The following is a 16,925-nucleotide window of genomic DNA, read 5'->3' as shown; positions in this document are numbered from 1 at the left end:
GCGGGCTCCGGGGTGTCCGCCGCGTGGCAGGGGCCTCGCCCTTGGACCCCGGGGTCGGGGGCGGAGCCCCAGTTGAGGGAAGGGGCGGGTAGGGGAAAGCAGCCCGCCGCGGTCCGGCCCGCCACCGGCCGGGGCCGACCGGGCCGCCCCTACGGGTATCATGGTCAACACGGCGGACGAGTCGGCCGGGCGGTCGCGTCGGGGTCCTTCGGGCCCCGCCGAGGAACGTCCGGGCTCCACACGGCAAGGTGGTGGGTAACGCCCACCCGGGGTGACCCGCGGGACAGTGCCACAGAAAACAGACCGCCGGACGCCGCGAGGCGACCGGTAAGGGTGAAACGGTGGTGTAAGAGACCACCAGCGTCCGAGGTGACTCGGACGGCTCGGTAAACCCCACCTGGAGCAAGGTCAAGAGGAGCCGCCGCACGGCGGCTCTGCGCGGACGATCGAGGGCTGCCCGCCCGAGTCCGCGGGTAGACCGCACGAGACCGGCGGCAACGCCGGTCCTAGATGGATGGCCGCCTCCCCGAGGGCCGCGAGGCCCCCGGGAGACAGAACCCGGCGTACAGGCCGACTCGTCCGCCACCAGGCCTCTGACCTGGGAGTACGCCCTGCTCGGGGCCCTCGGGCGTACCGCTGCACTTACCTCCTCTACCTGGGAGTTCCCGGGAGTTCCCGCGCAAGTGTGCACTGGTTGTGCACTGGTTGTGCACTGGGTCCGCTTGCCCGCGCCCCCGTCCAGCTCGCTGGGCGGGGGGTTTTGGCATGCTCGGAGATCACCACCCGCTCCGCAACTCTCATGCGGCTCCGGACGGCATGCGCGGTACCCGCGTGTTTCGGCTACGCCGTGAGCTCCCCTGCCTCCACCACCGAGCGGGAAGGGAGGTCGGTGATGGCGATCACTAACCATCGTGGTTCTGCACGCGTCGGCTTTGGCAGTACTACCTGGCCAAGGCAGTACCTGCCGAGCGCCGACGATGATGGTGAGCAAGCGAGTGAGCCTCGTCTTATACGTGCCACAGGTTCGAGCCCTTGGCAGGGCACCACGCAGAAGGATGGCCATCCTCACCTACGGAATTTCGTCGGCAGGCTGGTGATCAAGGGAACTTTTGAGCCCTCAGCGCACGAGGAGAGACGCTGATGGCCGACGAGAGTCTGACACGTGACAGCAGCGGTCCGAGTGCTTCCTTCGAGCGGGTGGTCACTCTTCGCGCGGTGACCCTGATCATGGCCGCGGTGGTGGGGCTGACGTTCTTGTTCGGCTTCGGCAATGTATGGACCCTCGCGCTGCGGTTGGGTGTGCCGCCGTGGGTGGCGCCCTTGGTGGCCCCGGCGGTGGATCTTTCTGTGCTGGGCTTGCTGCTGGGTACCCGGTACCTGGCGTTGCAGGGCGCGAGTCGGGAGCAGCTCCGGCCAGCCCGTCGGTTGCTGGTCTTCTCCAGTCTGATGACGTTGGCGCTGAACGTGACGGACCCGCTGCTGGCTGGTGAGAACGGCAAAGCCGCCTTCGATGCGGTGGGGCCGTTGCTGCTGATCGGTTGGGCAGAGGTGGGTCCGGGGCTTTTGCAGGCCATCAGCGGTGCCGGGAGCGGAAAGTCGTCCGAGTCCGAGAAGGGAGACGTCCCGGAGTGTTCCGTGGAACACGCGGCGATGATGATCGAGCAGAAGAGCGTCGATATTGACCAGCCGCATGACCTGGCCCCGCCGGAAGATGATCAGCGTAGTCAGCTCGGGGCTGATGGGGACGGCCTTCTGGAGCGTGCCTTGGTGGAAGATGCGTGGCATTGGGAGACGTATCAGCGGCCGATTTCGGCTGAGACGCTACGGAAGCGACTGCATGTTGGCGCGGCCAGGTCCCGGACATTGGTGTCCATGGTGCGCTCGGCAAGGGCCGGGGGCGTGGCGATGGAGGCATCGTCTGGCGAGGGTGGTCCTTGAGCTTCTCTGCCTTGTGGTCAGGTTCGCAGCGCGGGCGAGGAGGGTCCGAGGTAGCGCCCCTCTGTGGTACCCCTCGATGCGGCGGCCTGCATAAGGGTTGAGGGACCCTACTTCCTGTCGTTTGAAGCTATGGCGAGGAAGCGGTACGACGCGGTGCTGACGACCATCCCTGCGCTGAGATATGGATGGCGCGGAAGCATTCGTCGTGAGATCATACAACCCATATGCCTGGAATGCCGGACTTCGTGAAAGTGCTTCATGGTGAACCTGCTGCTAGGCAGACATGCAGGTCAGGGAGTCTGCTCCCCGCACCCGCGGGGATGGTCCCGGCGGAATGCGCGGCACACCCCGCCCGGAGGCCTGCTCCCCGCACCCGCGGGGATGGTCCCAAGCGCATCGGGATCGACGTCGGCGCAGAAGGCTGCTTCCCGCACCCGCGGGGATGGTCCCATCAAGGGCGCGCTGTCCGACAAGCTCGCCAACTGCTCCCCGCACTCTCGGGGATGGTCCCGGGTCGGCCCTTCGGTGTCCCCGAGATTATGGCTGCTCCCCGCACCCGCGGGGATGGTCCCATCACCGACTGCACGGCCACACGAGCCGTCTTCTGCTCCCCGCACCCAGGGATGGTCCCAGGCCCCGGACCTTACACAGGATGGGGAAGCCCTGCTCGCCGCACCCGCGGGGATGGTCCCAGCACCAGCTCACAGACGGCACGGGTGGGGGCTGATCCAGCCGCGGCCCCGGCGTCCGCCGAATCGCTGCGAAGAAAGTTGCCGGGTCACGTCCCGCGACGCGGAGTAGGCGACGCCGAAGTTCCCTGCCCACGCTGGCCCCAGCGCGGGCAGGGCGCCGCTGTGAGCGACACAGACGCCTACTCCAGGCCCTGATGCCGTCGCTCTGCCTCGTGGTCTTCCCGCCGGGCGTCAGCTTCGTACGACTCCGCAAGCCCTTTGAGTAACTTCCTGGTTCGCGGCCACGCGCGTGCTCGTTCGGCCTGTTCCCGGAAGGACCGGGCCAGCTCCGACTCTTGAGCTCCGCCATCCAGGAGTCCTCGGCTGGTAACACCGCGTTTGTTGTAAATACCGATACTGAGACCTCGCTCGAGGTCGCTACTATTGATCTCTTCAAGTAGGTCTCGGACAGCTTCCGGGATCTGCAAGTCGTCCCGGTCGTGTGGGGCGAAAGCAAGTACCTGACCGATCTGCGCGTCACCTACCTTGGCGCGATCTCTGGCAGCCAGTTCTGCTCGTGCCCTCATCACCCACGTGCGCAGTGCAACCCTGTCGAGGCTTCCGTCGGCCGCAAGTCCGGGACATGTGCGCAAAGTGCGAAGGACTTCGTAGGCGCGGCTCGCGATATTGCGTCTGTTTTCCTGCTCGTCGGGATCTGTTATGTCCTCCTCGGTAGTGGTGCTGGGGTGAAAGGACCACGTCACTAAATCCGCGAACACCTCAGGGTCCTCAACCAGCGTCTTGTGGAGGGTTGGGGACTTAGCATGGAATCCGAGCGCAGGGGAAAGTTGCCACTCCAGCTTGAGGATGCGTTGAAGCCCGATGCGCTCGCGGTGCCGGGCTAGCAGCGTGAAGAGGTCCTGGAATTGCGAGCTGAGTTGGTTGAGTTCGGGATCGCTCAACCTAGCCGCGATGAGGTCTTCAAGCCCGGTGACGACGATCTCAGCGGCCTCTGCAATGTCCCTTTCTCTTTCATATAGGAGGATGACGCCCAGCGCCGCTGCGGGACGGCCCGCGCCCAATAGCGACCGGGCCGCATCAAGAGCTTGCGGGAAGTTCGAGCCGAGCCCAAAGTAGGAGAACTCACGCCAATAATGTCCTGCTACTTCCGGGCTGAGTTCGGCGAGCTTGGACCAAGCGCTGGTTGGCTCCGGGGCGAGCCGCAGGATCGCTGCCTTAGCCTGCGGAACCTCTGTGAGAGAAAGAAGCTTGTCGCGGAGATCATTACCTTGGGCCCACATGCGCCGACGCAGGTACCCTGTCGCAACCTCCTTGGCTGGTGAGACGTCCTCCTCGAGCCAGGAAAGCAACTCTTGGTCATGGTCTGCGGAGTGTTCTGCCAGAGCGATGCCCACCAGATCCGTGAACTCCGTGGCGGAGGCCAGCGCCACGAGGGCCGCCAGCCCTCCGTTCGCAACCGTCTCCCCGACCGCTGCGGCCCGCCGGGCGAGCATTTCCGCTTCGTAGGCGGCGAAGTCGTCACGACGCCTGATGTCGCCGAGCGTGATCCAATGAGATTGGAACAGCCAGGCGTGCCGCTGCACCGGATCCCGAGGCACCAGCGCTTCGCATGCGGCTTGGAGGGGGCGGAGCTCGTCCGCAGGAAGGGCCCATGCGGTGTCCGAATACTCCTGGTGCCGGGAGATCTGATCGCGCAGCGCGTGGTGGAGAACCGCACGCTGATCGTCATCTTCCAGGTCGTCGGCCAGCTCGGTCAGCCGTTGCGCGACCTCAGCGCGGTGCTTGGGAGGGAGATCATCGATCTTGCCGATCAGGTCCACATACAGCTCGGGCGCGGCATTAAGTTCGTCGAGGAGCAGGTCGACAACGGCGGTGGTAACACTCAATCGATCATCGAGGGTGACGACGGTGTCCCTTTTCCAGTCACGGAAACGTGGCCCAGGATGGCCTATCTGCACCGCATGACTGTCAGGAATAAGCTGGACGAGCAACTTGCGGCCGACTACCGGGTGCCTCCGCGCCAGGCGTTGGATCACGCTGATGCGGTCCTCGGCGCGGGCGGTCGTGTTGGGGGCCCATGCGCTGAGAATCCCCACCAGACTCGCGAGGGGACGATTCGAGAGCCGGCCGCCCGGGTCCACGGCGGCCAGCGCGGTCAGTACGTCGACTGCGTCATCGAGGTGCTCCGGAGACCATGCCAAGATCTCCAAGGACCACAAAAACCTTGTGTGGGGAGAGCTGGATCCCAGCCCCATGTTATCAGGCTGGTTGTCGGTGAACATGGCAGCGTGAAGAGGTGTGGTGCCACTGAGGCCCTCGTGTATCGCCTCTATGAACTCCTCCGGAGCGGCTTCAGCCAGCAAGGTGAGCACATCGCCTAGGGAACGCCACAGGCTGTACGTGTCATCAGCGTTGGCCTGCTCCAGCAGATCACGGACCACCAGCCGTGCCCATCGATCCCCCGTGATGCCTCGGGGCCCCCTTAGATCCGCGCCCAGGGTGCCCAGGAGGGCGAGCGACTGGGCGAGCCCTGTGCGAAGGGTGTCTGAGAAGCGCCGTCTCACACCCATCACCCCAGCCCTCCACCGCTCGCCCGGGTCTAGGTCGAGAATCGGGTCCGTTTCAGTCAGTACTTCCAAGACTGTTGTTCGGAAGACGTGGAGATCGTCGCTGGTTAGGGATGTCCCGAACAAGGTCCAGGCATCTTCGGCAGCGAGCACGTGCCACATCTCTTCCAAGGAGCCGAGGAAGGGGATGTCGGTCCCGGCGGCGAGCTCCCGGGCCCGTTCCTGCAACCCTTCGTACTCAAGCCCCAAGCAGTGTCCAACCACACGGCGGTCTTCCCTATTGTCCCCGTTCCAGGAATTCAGCAGAAGCAGCCGTCGGCGGACCACATCGAGCGTCGAGGCCCGTTCCGGTGTGAGTGGCTCCGGGTGGTGGGCCAAGGCTCGCCGCAGTGCGAGCAGGCTGCGGCGACCGAGCGTGCCGAACCGGGCCGCACGCTCGTACGACAGGCCGGCGGACCGCAGCAGGGACTCGATGACTTGGCTGTGGAGCCTGGGCACCTTCACGTCGCACGGGGCGCCGGGCATCGCCGCCCACACGAACTGGTGAGGGCGCTGCTGCGGAATGTCCCGTGCGAGTGCCGGGTCTGCGAGGACCAGGATCAAAGGCTGGCGCTGCGTGATCAGTTGCTGGAGACTGCTGCTGTCGGAAACGAACAGCACCCGCGCCCCGACCTGACTTGACCTCAGGATGCCTTCCTGTTCCAGAGCAGCGCCAACGAAAGCACAAAGCTCGTCGGGGCGCAGATCACCACCTAGCGTGATCACCGGCCGCCCTGTGGCGAGTGCGGCACTGAAGTCGGCGGCCGCCTTCTCTCTCCCGGCCAGCACCACCGCCCGGTCCAGTGGGACGCGCGTTGAACGGAGCCAACTGTCAGTCCACCACGTTTCCAGAGACCGTATGCCCGGCAGTGCCTTCCCCAGTCGGGCAGCAAGCCATGCCGTGGTGGCGGGCGCCTGTTCCAGCCAGAGGTCGATCCCGTCGAGGTTGTACGCGCGTACCTGCCGCCACCGACCATCCTCAATGTGGCGCGTGGCCCAGGTTCGAGCATCTCTCCACGTGTCGAGGACGACTTCCACATAGGTGACGTCTTTGGTCGCGAGCCCGTTCGGTCCCTTCGTCCTCTTCTCGTAGTCCTCTTCGGCCTTGCTGTTGCCGCCGCCAACAGACAACTCCCACACCGAGGTTCCGTCCGGCACGAACACTGACGGTCCCGATGCTGTGACAATGCCGTCGAAACCTCCGACCGCGGTGCCGGAGCCTCCCGGCATGTCCAAGGATTCCAACCCACTTGCGGTCTCGGCTATCAAGCGCCTGACGAGCAGTGGGAGCACGGTATCGAAGCCCGCGTCACCGCGTGCCTTGCGGAGATCGTCACGATCAATTGGCGGCCATGCAGTCATGCCCCGACGGTACTGCCACCCACCGACACCCATTTCGGATTCGACTCCGTCGACGCCGTCATCGCTCGCGTCGTGCTCACCCGCAGGGTCCGAGACGATTCGGTGGGCCTGGAGGCTGGGGCCTGGGGTTTGACGCGCATGAACAGGACGAAAAGACCTTGAGCGACCTGACTCACCAGTAGAGAACGGTCGCCACTGGCTGTCGTCCCAGGCTGTCCTGCCGAACGAGGGCCCCGAGGACGACGACCCTCAGGACGTTATCGGGGCCCTGATGTGGCTTGGCGAGTCAGACCGCGAGATCGAGGGCGCGGACAAGGTCACAGACGCCGCGCAGGGCCTGAGGCTCCACACCGAGAGGGGCATGAGGTCTCCGACTGGAGCGAGGAAGCGATGGTCGCCGACTTCGGTACCGGCTGGCGGTACTCGGCGGCTGTCCGCCTAGGCGAGCCGGCGCAGCCATCTACCGAGGAGAGAACCCTGGACTTCGCGGAGCTGTTCCCACTGGAGGCACCCCACTGCGACGACCCGGAGTGCGAAGACGGCCAGTGCCAGTGGCAGCTCACCCCTCGAACCGCCGACGTCCTCTACACGGAACTGTGCGTGCTCGTCGACCAGGCGTACGACGACAGCGAGGAACTCGGTGACAAGCCCCCAGTGCCCGACGAGCACGACGGGCACTGGGAAGTATTCGCCTGTCTCCCGAAGCTGACCTTCGCGGCCGACCTTCAGTGGCGCCGTCGGTTCGCCCGGGCCGCCGACGACCTCGCTGGTGACCTCGCGCGCGGGCAGTGGCCGGAGCCCACCTGCATGGTCGAGGAGCTTGTCCTTCACCTCGCCATCCGTGGCGCGGGAGACCGCGGGGATGAAGGCTATGCAGTGGGTGGCCAGGGGAGGCTCCCCACCCACCGTGACGACTACGACTTCGACATGTGCTCGGAAGTGTTCTTCCAGGACACCGACGTGCTGATGCTCTACAACGCTCGCATCGACGGGATCGAGGACCCGGGTGGCGAGACGAACCAGCACATGGGCATCGGCGATCTCCGTGCCGCAACCTGGTTCGAACCGTTCCTGAACGTCCACGCGCGAGATCCCCACAGCGGATTCCGCCGCTGATCGTCAGGAAGCATCCCGGAGGATCCTGACCGGGATAGTTCAGGAAGTCAGGCTCTTGCGGCGGACTCTGAGGGAGTACGTGGTGCCCTCGGGTCGCTGCAGCGGCTCCACCCGACCGAGGTGGCCACCACCCAGCCCTTCTGCTCCCGCATTTGCGCAGCGAACACGCCGAGACCTCAATCTTGCACCCACAGTGCAGCACGACCTCGATGTCGATGTACGGGCTGCGAGGATTCTGCTCGCCGTCCGACTCGGTCCACCGGACCTGGTGCACATGCTTGGCCAGCCCCGTCCGCTGCACGTCGTGCTTTATGCCGTGGGCCTTTGGGCCTTGGCGTACTCGTCCAGATCGTCGATCACGAAGAGATGGCTGGACCACTCACCGGGCCACACCGGGTGCCGTCCGATCATGGGCAACCTCAGCACGGCACGGTCACCGCAATGAGATTGCCGTCTCCAAGGTGCAGCCATCCCCGGCCAGGAGTGAGTGAGCTGCCGACAACGGAATCTCCCGTCTTGATGCCGATCCAATCACCGGCGTGCCGCTCCTGAGGAGACAGAACGAGGCCGCGGTGGGCTCTCTTCGCCCTGTCCAACCAGGGATAGCGCGGCCGGAGCCTATCCTCATCGCCTCCCAGGACCAGCGCCGTACCCTCGTCGAAGCCGTGCTCCAGCAGGTTCCGCAGCACACGCCGGGCATCGCACTCGCCCAAGACCTCCGCGTCGTCCATCACGACAATGATCGGTTCGTCAGCAGACGCCCCAGACAATGCCTCCTCGAGCTCGTCGTGTCCGACATCGTCTTGATCGAAGCAGGCCACCACTCCGTCTCGATCAGCCAATTCCCGTAGAGGCGATGGCCTGGGTGTGGCTAGCACGAGTTGGGTGCCCGACGTGAGCAGAGAGCGTGCGATGGTCACCAGTGCCGTCGAGCGACCTGCCCCTGAGGGCCCGACCACGGCGAATGCGGGAGCTGTGCCTGAGGCAAGATCTGGGCCGTACGCGGTTAGATTCTCATCTCCGACGTTGCCGACTCCTGCAAGTGCCCACATCCTCGGTGCCGCCGGGTCACGCATTGCCCAGGCCGCGTCGAAGCTGATTTCGGACGGCAATACGTCAGAGCGCTGCTGTGCCTTCAAGGCAGCACGGGCCGCATCCCAAAGCCCGAGCAGCAGGACGTGATCCTCCATCTGGAGTCCTGCCATGTGAGAGAACGCGACGAGTGCCTCACGCTCGGGCAGTTCATCGTGGGTGTACCAGCGAATCCACGCATCCGACGAGACGCCCGTCTGTTCCTCCAAGTCGGTGAAGGACCACTTGCGCTTCAGCCTGTGCTCGTCAAGGCGGCGATGCAGTGTGACCAGTTCCAGTCGCGCTGGAGAGCGGGACACCTCGAACTCTCTGCTCTTCACACCGTAGAACGTCGCGTTCGCTGGCCGTCGCTCTTCTGCGGCATCAGCCATCTTGGCGAAGCCTTCGCTACGGCGGACCACGCCGAGAAACACTCGCAAAGCATCCTTGTCGTACCAAAGGGCCTGGGCTGCGTTGAGAATTAGCCCTTTCAAGGACTCCTCCGCGTAGTTGAACTGCGCAGCGGCCCGGTCAGGGTTGGGTGGCGTCTCCTTGCTGGCCGGTGGCTCTTCCGCTGCTCGCCCGCCTGAACTCCTGGTGTCCTGTTCCGTCGACTCCTCGGAATGATCAGCCGTGTCGTCCACATGGTCATCGTCGGCAGATGCGCTATCCGCTGGAGGCTGTACTGACGCTTGGGCTACTGTTTCCCTGACGACGTGCTTCCACAGGCCCTTGAAACGGTCCACCTCGCCGTCTACGTCGATGTGTCCACCGACTTCGGCCAGGACACGGACGATGACCTCAAGGCGGCCCCACTGCGGAAGATCTGGCTTCTGGAAGGTGTCCAGAACTGCCTGGTGATTCACGATCCAGTAGTCCTGCGCATCCTTCCCAACGCGGTCGCGAATAGTCCGCGCTGACGGGAGGCCCGCGTCCAGCCGCAGATCGTGGAGTTCATCGTTCAGCTTCTTCAGGTCAGGCTGACCAACGAGCGTGGGCCTCTTCCACGGCTGAGCAACCACCTTTTCTTCCCCTCCTGATGATACTTCGTCGGGGCCCCTTGAGATCAGGCGCGCCGACGCCTGCACTCACGGATCTCAGGATCTGTCACGTCTGTCATGCAGCGGCTGTACTTGGCCGATGCTGTCAGTGTTTGTCTTGAGCCGTCAGAGCCGTCCGTAAGGCATCCACTCTGGATGCACAACCCAGTCGGTGCCACACGGAAGGCAGATCCTCATGGAACAAATCAGCCTGCGCCTCGTAGTTCTCCTGCTGGTCGGAGTCCTCGTCGTCGCCCTGACCCTGCATGCCCCCGAGGTCGGTGCGGCCTTGGTGGGAGCAACTGCCGTGGTGGCACTGCTCGCCCAACTCATGGGCCGCGAATGACTGGGCGAGCCGAGATGCTCGCAGCCATGAGTCACCTGATTACCCAAGCGTCCGCATCCGCCATCGTCTGCGTGCTGGACAGAGTCGGAAGGGCTCGACTGTAGCGGCCTATCACGGTCTGCGATGGGCGCGTCGTGCCGACGAACTCCGCGAGAACCACGAGAAGGGGAAGAAGGACTTCCTCTACCGGTCGGATCCCGACGAGCTCAAGAAGTACGCCGCCGCGCTCAATGATCCGAGGAACACGGAGATGCGAGGAGTCGAGACGGTCACGAACAACCACGAGTCGGTCCAGGCGGCGGCACCAAGAGTGTCAGTGTCACTCTGGAGGACGGCGAGGGTGACCCGATCGCCGACCACATGGGTTAAAGCCGGCGACCTCAAGCCGGGTATTTTACGGTGTGGACCCCGAAAGGTGTATGCCTGGAATGCCGGACTTCGTGAAAGTGCTTCGTGGGGAACCTACTGCCAGATAGACATGCAGGTCACGGAGTCTGCTCCCCGCACCCGCGGGGATGGTCCCATGGGCCGCCTGGCCGGGTGGTGCTTGTGGAGCTGCTCCCCGCACCTGCGGGGATGGTCCCACGCGGCCGTCGCCGGTCTCGGTGTTCTCGAACTGCTCCCCGCACGCGCGGGGATGGTCCCGAGGTCCAGACCGTCACCATCACCGGCGGTCCCTGCTCCCCGCACCCGGCGGGGATGGTCCCCCGGCCTTTCACCCGTCGAGGCTGCCCTTGGTCTACTCCCCGCACCCGCGGGAATGGTCCCTACGAGAAGGCGTACGAGAAGCGGCTGGAGAGCTGCTCCCCGCGCCTGCGGGGATGGTCCCAAGGCCATGGGCCTGATCCTCCAGGCGCTCATCTGTTCCCCGAACCCGGGGGGCTGGTCCTCGTCCCAGCTACCGCCTCACTGCGGTGGACTGCTGCTCCCCGCGTCTGCGGGGTCGTCCCGGGCCCGCCTCTGGCGGATCGGATCATGCCGTTGGCGCGGGCTCCATATAGCGCACGACGGATGCGGCGCCTGGGAAATACTCCCCTGGTCGCAGGGCCAGCCGCTTCTCAGGTTGACGCCGGCCTGTGGGTAAGGGTTGTACCGAGGGCGGGCGCGGGCCTCACCCGAGCTCACCCCCGGTGATCCCCGCGCTCGCGGGGCCAACCCGCTGTGAAGACGTAGGAACGGAACATCCCCGACCCGCGATGGTGCGTTGGCGAGTAAGACTGGGGCAGGTGGATTCTGGCATTCATCATGCGGAGCCGTGGGCTGGTGTGCAAGGCTGACGCCACGTCGTTAGACGGAGGAAATTGGGAGGGGAGCCCAATTTTGTTCAGTTTGCTGGATGAGCCGTGGCTGTCTGCGAGGACTGTCAGCACAATTGCAGGGGGAGGGCCGCAGGGCGGGCTTGGTCCGGTCGAGAAGGCTGGCGTTCGGCGTCTCCTTCTGAGCGCAGATCAGTTCCAGGACATCGTGGTCGACCTGCCCACGCAGAAGCCCGCGATCTTCCGCCAGTTGCTATTGCCGATCGTCGTTGACGCTCTCGGTCCGCCTGCGGATGCCGCCGAGTGGTTGGATATGTTCCGTGCGGGGGCCTTCTCGCCTCAGCAGAGTGCAATCTTGACCGCTTACCTGGATAAACACCGCCAGTCCTTCGATCTGCTCGATGCCGTCCATCCCTTCGCTCAGGTGGCGGGGTTGCACACGGCGAAGGGTGAGAGCAAGGGATCAAGCCTGCTGATCGCCACAGCCGCTACGGGTAATAACGTGCCGTTGTTCTCCTCCCGCACTGAGGGAGATCCGCTGCCGCTCGCCCCGGCGCAGGCAGCCCGCTGGCTGGTTCATACGCACTGCTGGGACACGGCCGCCATCAAAACCGGTGTCGTCGGTGACCCGCAGGTCAAAGCGGGCAAGACGACCGGTAACCCAGTCGGGCCCCTGGGGCAGTTGGGCGTCGTCATGCCGGTGGGGCGCACCATCTTTGAAACTCTCTTGTTGAACATCCCCTTCGGTCAGGCTCCGCTGTCGGATGACCTGCCGCAATGGCGGCGGCGCGCCGTCGAGGGCAGGGTCGAGGACACGCTGTCGTGTGCCACGCCTGCTTGGCAGATCCGCCCGTCCCGTGGGCTGCTGGATGTGTGGACGTGGCAGGCGCGGCGTATCCGGCTAGTCCCTGAGGAGACTCAGGCGGGAGTGCGGGTCCAGCGAGTCATTGTCGCAGCTGGTGACCGGCTCGATACGGCGCCCGATCACGAACCGCACACCTCGTGGATTGTCGAGAGCGCCAAAGCCCGGAAGAAGCAGGCTGGAAAGCCTGAGGCGGCATCCGCTGTACGCCCTCGTCGGCATCAGCCAGGCAGGGCGGCCTGGCGTGGTCTGGAGGCCCTGCTGGCCGTCAGCTATGTCAGCGAACAGCGTGAGGCGACGGACACTCGGACTGGTTTCCATACCAGCGTTCTGCTTGATCAGCTCAGTGTGGTGCGGGAAGGATTGCCCCCGGGGTATCCGCTGCGGCTGGAGCTGACCGGCATTGTCTACGGCATTCAATCATCGGTTATTGAAGATGTGTTCTTCGATGAGATCCCGTTGCCACTGGCCGCGTTGAACCCGGACGGCATCATCTTCGGCTGTGTGCTGGAGGCTGTGGCGCAGGCGGAGAAGCTTGCCGGTGCGGTGAACAATCTCTCCTCCGACCTGCGGCGGGCCGCCGGCAGTGAGCCGATTCCCTGGGACAAGGGACAGCGCCCGGGTGAGACCCTGCTGCACGCTCTCGATCCGTTGATGCGACGCCTGCTGGTCGGGCTGCGTGAGGTCGGTGAGGATTTCGACCGGTCCGAGCAAGGGCTCGAGGCGTGGGAGGAGAAAGCCGGGCGGGAGACATGGAAGGTAGCCGAGCAGGTTTTCTCCACCGCGGCTCCCAGTCTCTTCAGCGGCCGGATCGTGGCCAAAGACGGCAAGGAGCGCGCGTATCGGCTCAGCACTGCCGAGCGCGGATTCCGAGACCGGATGGACGCGATCCTCACCCGCCGGGCTGCTCGACGTAAGGCCGCCTGAGCGCTGGCCGCGGCAGATCGGCGTAGGACACCATCACCATCGAGATCTTCGCAGGAAGGGTGCACGCTGTGCCCACCGCCCCTGACCCCACCAGCACCTCGACGACCTCCACCCCCCGCTATTGGGCCCAGTACGTCCGAACCGACGGAACCTGGCGCATGGATCCCAGGAGCAAGGCACCTATGGAGCCCCCTGGGGAAGACCTGGCCGCCTTGCGTTCGGGGCTAGGCCACACCGCGGCAACCGTCCCCGCGCTCTGGCCCTTCTACACCAGTCCTACCGACGGACAGGTCACCCCGGAACTCGAGGCCGAGCACGCGGCCCTGTCGCTCTACGGCCTCCATCAGCAAAGCCAGCGTCGCCCCATGCACAAGCCCAGAGCGAGTGTGGGGGAGGCCCTGCGCGCCTTGCGCCGCAGCGACCGCTTCAGCGAGGAGGCCGTTGACCGCCGGGTCGCGGCCGCGGTGAACGCCACTTCTGTGCCCACCCTGGTGTACCGGCTGCGCGGACTGGTCACACAACTGCGTACCATCGGCCAGCCATTGGACTACGACCGACTGCTGCGTGACATCAAGGACTGGCATTACCCCGAATCGCGCCGGCGTGTCCGCCGCACCTGGGGACTCGCGTACCACACCTGGGGCTCGCGGCCGGACACAGAAACTCCCGTGAACGCCTCCTAGAGCTCACCGGCAGACCTCTGAGTGCTCGCCTGCTCACGCCGACGTCACACCGCCACCATCCTGGGCGTCCCCGCCGTGATCGAAGCATGCAAAGGCCGCACCCGCTGCACTTCACCGACCGATTCACCGGAGGACCTCATGGCACTTCCCCCGCCCCGTACGTACGTCGATGTCCATATCCTGCAGACCGTGCCCCCGGCCAACCTCAACCGCGACGACCAGGGCAACCCCAAAGAGGCGTACTACGGCGGCGTCCGCCGATCCCGGGTCTCCTCCCAAGCGTGGAAGCGTGCCACCCGCGTCCACTTCACCGAGCGGGTACCCGAGCAGGACCTGGCCACCCGCACCCGGCGTATCAACGGGGCCCTCGCCGACAGGATTGCCGATCGGACCGGCCTGGACACCGAGGCATCGGCCCGCCTGGCGGGCGCACTGCTGGCACCGCTGAAAATCAGTGCCGGCAAGAAGGAGGGCGACACCGCCTATCTGTTCTTCTACGGCCATCGCCAGCTCGATGACGTGGCCGCGCTCATCCACGACCGGGCTGCTGAACTCGTCGCTCTCGACGACACGGAGCTGGTCGCCGAGATCAAGCAGCTGCCGGTCCAGGAAAAGTTCAGCACTGGTCACCCCATGGACGTCGCTTTGTTCGGCCGCATGGTCGCCGACATCCCGGCCTTGAACGTCGACGCGGCCACACAGGTGGCTCATGCGCTGTCCACCCATGCGGTCGAGCTGGAATTCGACTACTTCACTGCGGTCGACGACGAGACGAAGAAGGGGGAGGAGACCGGTGCGGGCATGATCGGGACAATCGGCTTCAACTCCGCCACCCTCTACCGCTACGCGTCAGTCGGCTTGCACCAGCTCTTGCGCAACCTCACGGATCAGGAGGCGGCCGTCACCGCGGTCGAGGAGTTCGTCACTTCCTTCGCCCGCTCCATGCCCACCGGCTACGGCAATTCCTTCGCCCACCGGACTCTGCCCAGCCTGGTCGCGGTCGTGGTGCGCGACGACCAGCCGGTGAATCTCGTCTCCGCCTTCGAAGAGCCGGTCGCGACCTCCTCCGGTATCGCAGCGGCCTCCGCCCGCCGCCTCGCACGCGAGTACGCAACGGCCACCCGGGCCTGGGGAGACGCGCCGGCTTTCACTTCCCTGTGCCACACCTTCACCGACAGCGGACAGACCACGGAGCTGCTCTCGGACACCTTCGGTGAGGCCGTCACCTTCCCCCAGCTCCTGGCCGGTCTGCGCACCTACCTCACCGACACCGTCAAGCAGGCCGCCTGATGACACCACCTTCCACCAGCTCACAAGGAGCGCAAAGCAATAGCCAGGCGGTGTTGCTGCTCCGGCTGGCCGGGCCGCTCCAGGCGTGGGGCTCACGCAGTGCCTTCAACCGGCGTGAGACTAACGCAGAACCCACTAAATCCGGCGTGATCGGCCTGCTGGCAGCGGCAGCCGGACGTGCCCGCGAGGAACCTCTCGACGAGTTGCTTCCACTGCGCCTGGGCATCCGCGTCGACCAGCCCGGAACGCTGCTGCGTGATTACCACACTGTCAGCGACTACCGGGGCCGGGCGCTGCCCCAGGCCGGCGTCTCGGCCAAGGGCCTCCAGAGGCCGACCTCACCGCCCAAACACACCCATGTGACAACCCGCTACTACCTCCAGGACGCGGTCTTCCTGGCCGCCGTCGGTGGTTCTCGCGAGCTGATGAAGACGCTGGACCACGCCGTCCGTGCCCCCGCGTTCCCACTCGCACTCGGGCGCCGCTCCTGCCCGCCCACCCAGCCGATATCCCTCGGGCTCCGTGAGGGAAGCCTCGAAGATGTGCTGGGGGACGAGCCGTGGCAGGCATCTCGGCGAGCCCGCGAACAGTACGCCGCTCAGTGCGGTCGCGAGCGTGACCTCGACCGTCCCCTGTATCCAGCGCGCATTGACCGCTCGGTCACCATCGAGGACCCCGAGGGCGACGATGTCCTCCATGACTCCCCAGTGTCCTTCGACCCCTACGCCCGCAGCTTCACCAGCCGGCGCGTGCGCCACGGCTGGCTGAGCATCCCCACCGGCTTTCCACAGCCCGACACCAACGTCACCGACGGCCAGGACGAGGCCGCCGGACATGACCCCTTCGCCCTGCTGGGCTGGTGACCGCCATGACCTACCTCTCCCGGATCCGTATCAATCCACTCCGCGCCGAGAGCCGCGTACTGCTGGCCAATCCCCGCGCGATGCACGCCGCCGTCGTGGGCGGCATCCCCGGAAGCCCGGACAGGGAGCGCCTTCTGTGGCGACTTGACGCTGACAATCCCCACCGGCCATACCTGTTCGTCCTCACCCGGTCCAAGCCCGACTGGACCCACATCGTTGAGAAGGCCGGATGGCCCGACGCCGAGGGGGAACACGCAGCCGTCCGCGACTACACCGCCCTCCTCGACCAGATCGCCACAGGACGGGAGTTCGCGTTCCGTCTGACCGCCAACCCGGTGCAGAACACTCAGAATCCGACTAGGCCCACGTCTGCCCAGGCAGCTCGCATTGCTGACGACTCAGAGAGTAAGCGCAGGCGGGGCTTCAGGATGGCCCATCGCACCGCAGCCGCACAGCTCGACTGGTTCCTCACCCGTACTGAACGGTGGGGTTTCGACATTCCCGTATCCCGCACCGATGCTCCTGCCCCCGGTCTGGCCCAAGCGACGGCCGACAGCGACTCCGGGGCTGAGAAGAGGGCCTGGGATCCGAACCCGGCGCGTGAGGTACGTATCACCGCCCACCGTCGCCACTCATTCACGAAGAACGGCAAAGGCCCCCGTGTCACCTTCCACAGCGTCACCTTCGAAGGCCGCCTGCGTGTCACCAACCCTGCCGCGTTCACCACCCGGCTCCTGGAAGGAATCGGCCCAGCCAAGGCCTATGGCTGCGGTCTGCTCACCCTCGCCCCACTCCGAGGCCAAAAGGGCTGACGGGCGGAAACGATGGCCTCCGGGTACTTCTTTGGAACGCCACGTTAAAGACGCCGCGTTC

Annotated in this window: 11 protein-coding genes and 1 other RNA gene; 10 read left to right on the top strand and 2 right to left on the bottom strand. The window is 65.5% G+C overall.

Annotated elements, in window-relative coordinates:
- Positions 1 to 177 precede the first annotated feature (177 nt).
- Positions 178 to 582, top strand: an RNA gene (gene rnpB, locus ACFXB5_RS32080) — RNase P RNA component class A.
- Between the two features lie 558 nt (positions 583 to 1,140).
- Positions 1,141 to 1,938, top strand: a complete 798-nt coding sequence (locus tag ACFXB5_RS32075) for a SpdA protein (RefSeq protein ID WP_385214387.1) — start codon at positions 1,141 to 1,143, stop codon at positions 1,936 to 1,938.
- Between the two features lie 871 nt (positions 1,939 to 2,809).
- Here the strand turns inward: ACFXB5_RS32075 and ACFXB5_RS32070 are convergent.
- Entirely contained in the window at positions 2,810 to 6,598 is a 3,789-nt protein-coding gene (locus ACFXB5_RS32070; RefSeq protein WP_385214384.1) for a hypothetical protein, read from the bottom strand.
- 390 nt (positions 6,599 to 6,988) lie between these two features.
- Between ACFXB5_RS32070 and ACFXB5_RS32065 the strand changes: the two genes are divergently transcribed.
- Positions 6,989 to 7,714: a hypothetical protein gene (locus tag ACFXB5_RS32065; RefSeq protein WP_385214382.1), complete on the top strand. Its 726-nt coding sequence runs from the start codon at positions 6,989 to 6,991 to the stop codon at positions 7,712 to 7,714.
- A 419-nt stretch (positions 7,715 to 8,133) separates the two neighbouring features.
- Here the strand turns inward: ACFXB5_RS32065 and ACFXB5_RS32060 are convergent, their stop codons facing one another.
- The gene (locus tag ACFXB5_RS32060) at positions 8,134 to 9,807 is read right to left on the bottom strand and encodes an ATP-binding protein (protein WP_385214379.1); all 1,674 of its coding nucleotides are present in this window, start codon (positions 9,805 to 9,807) and stop codon (positions 8,134 to 8,136) included.
- A 214-nt stretch (positions 9,808 to 10,021) separates the two neighbouring features.
- Between ACFXB5_RS32060 and ACFXB5_RS32055 the strand changes: the two genes are divergently transcribed.
- The 7 genes from ACFXB5_RS32055 to cas6e all read left to right on the top strand — a co-directional run bounded on the left by ACFXB5_RS32055 (position 10,022) and on the right by cas6e (position 16,864).
- Positions 10,022 to 10,171 (top strand): hypothetical protein, encoded by a 150-nt coding sequence (locus ACFXB5_RS32055; RefSeq protein ID WP_362026828.1) that lies wholly within the window; start codon positions 10,022 to 10,024, stop codon positions 10,169 to 10,171.
- A complete protein-coding gene (locus tag ACFXB5_RS32050; protein WP_385214376.1) occupies positions 10,107 to 11,255 on the top strand; it encodes a restriction endonuclease fold toxin-2 domain-containing protein in 1,149 nt (382 codons plus the stop codon). Before ACFXB5_RS32055 ends, ACFXB5_RS32050 begins: the two co-directional genes overlap by 65 nt.
- Before the next feature lie 179 nt (positions 11,256 to 11,434).
- Entirely contained in the window at positions 11,435 to 13,216 is a 1,782-nt protein-coding gene (casA, locus tag ACFXB5_RS32045) for a type I-E CRISPR-associated protein Cse1/CasA (RefSeq protein WP_385214373.1), read from the top strand.
- A gap of 182 nt (positions 13,217 to 13,398) precedes the next feature.
- Entirely contained in the window at positions 13,399 to 13,899 is a 501-nt protein-coding gene (gene casB, locus ACFXB5_RS32040) for a type I-E CRISPR-associated protein Cse2/CasB (protein ID WP_385214369.1), read from the top strand.
- Between the two features lie 138 nt (positions 13,900 to 14,037).
- On the top strand, positions 14,038 to 15,189 hold the full coding sequence (gene cas7e, locus ACFXB5_RS32035; RefSeq protein ID WP_385214367.1) for a type I-E CRISPR-associated protein Cas7/Cse4/CasC: 1,152 nt from the start codon (positions 14,038 to 14,040) through the stop codon (positions 15,187 to 15,189).
- Positions 15,189 to 16,052 carry a type I-E CRISPR-associated protein Cas5/CasD gene (cas5e, locus tag ACFXB5_RS32030; protein WP_385214365.1) on the top strand — a complete coding sequence of 288 codons (864 nt, stop codon included), beginning with the start codon at positions 15,189 to 15,191 and terminating at the stop codon, positions 16,050 to 16,052. The genes cas7e and cas5e overlap by 1 nt, the downstream gene beginning before the upstream one ends.
- Before the next feature lie 5 nt (positions 16,053 to 16,057).
- Complete coding sequence (cas6e, locus tag ACFXB5_RS32025; protein ID WP_385214407.1) at positions 16,058 to 16,864, top strand: type I-E CRISPR-associated protein Cas6/Cse3/CasE; 807 nt, start codon at positions 16,058 to 16,060, stop codon at positions 16,862 to 16,864.
- Positions 16,865 to 16,925: the final 61 nt, after the last annotated feature.

The organism is Streptomyces sp. NPDC059455 (assembly GCF_042750115.1).
GTDB classification, from domain to species: domain Bacteria; phylum Actinomycetota; class Actinomycetes; order Streptomycetales; family Streptomycetaceae; genus Streptomyces; species Streptomyces endocoffeicus.
The sequence above is the reverse complement of the archived record's forward strand: the minus strand, read 5'-3'. Positions and strand labels throughout refer to the sequence as shown.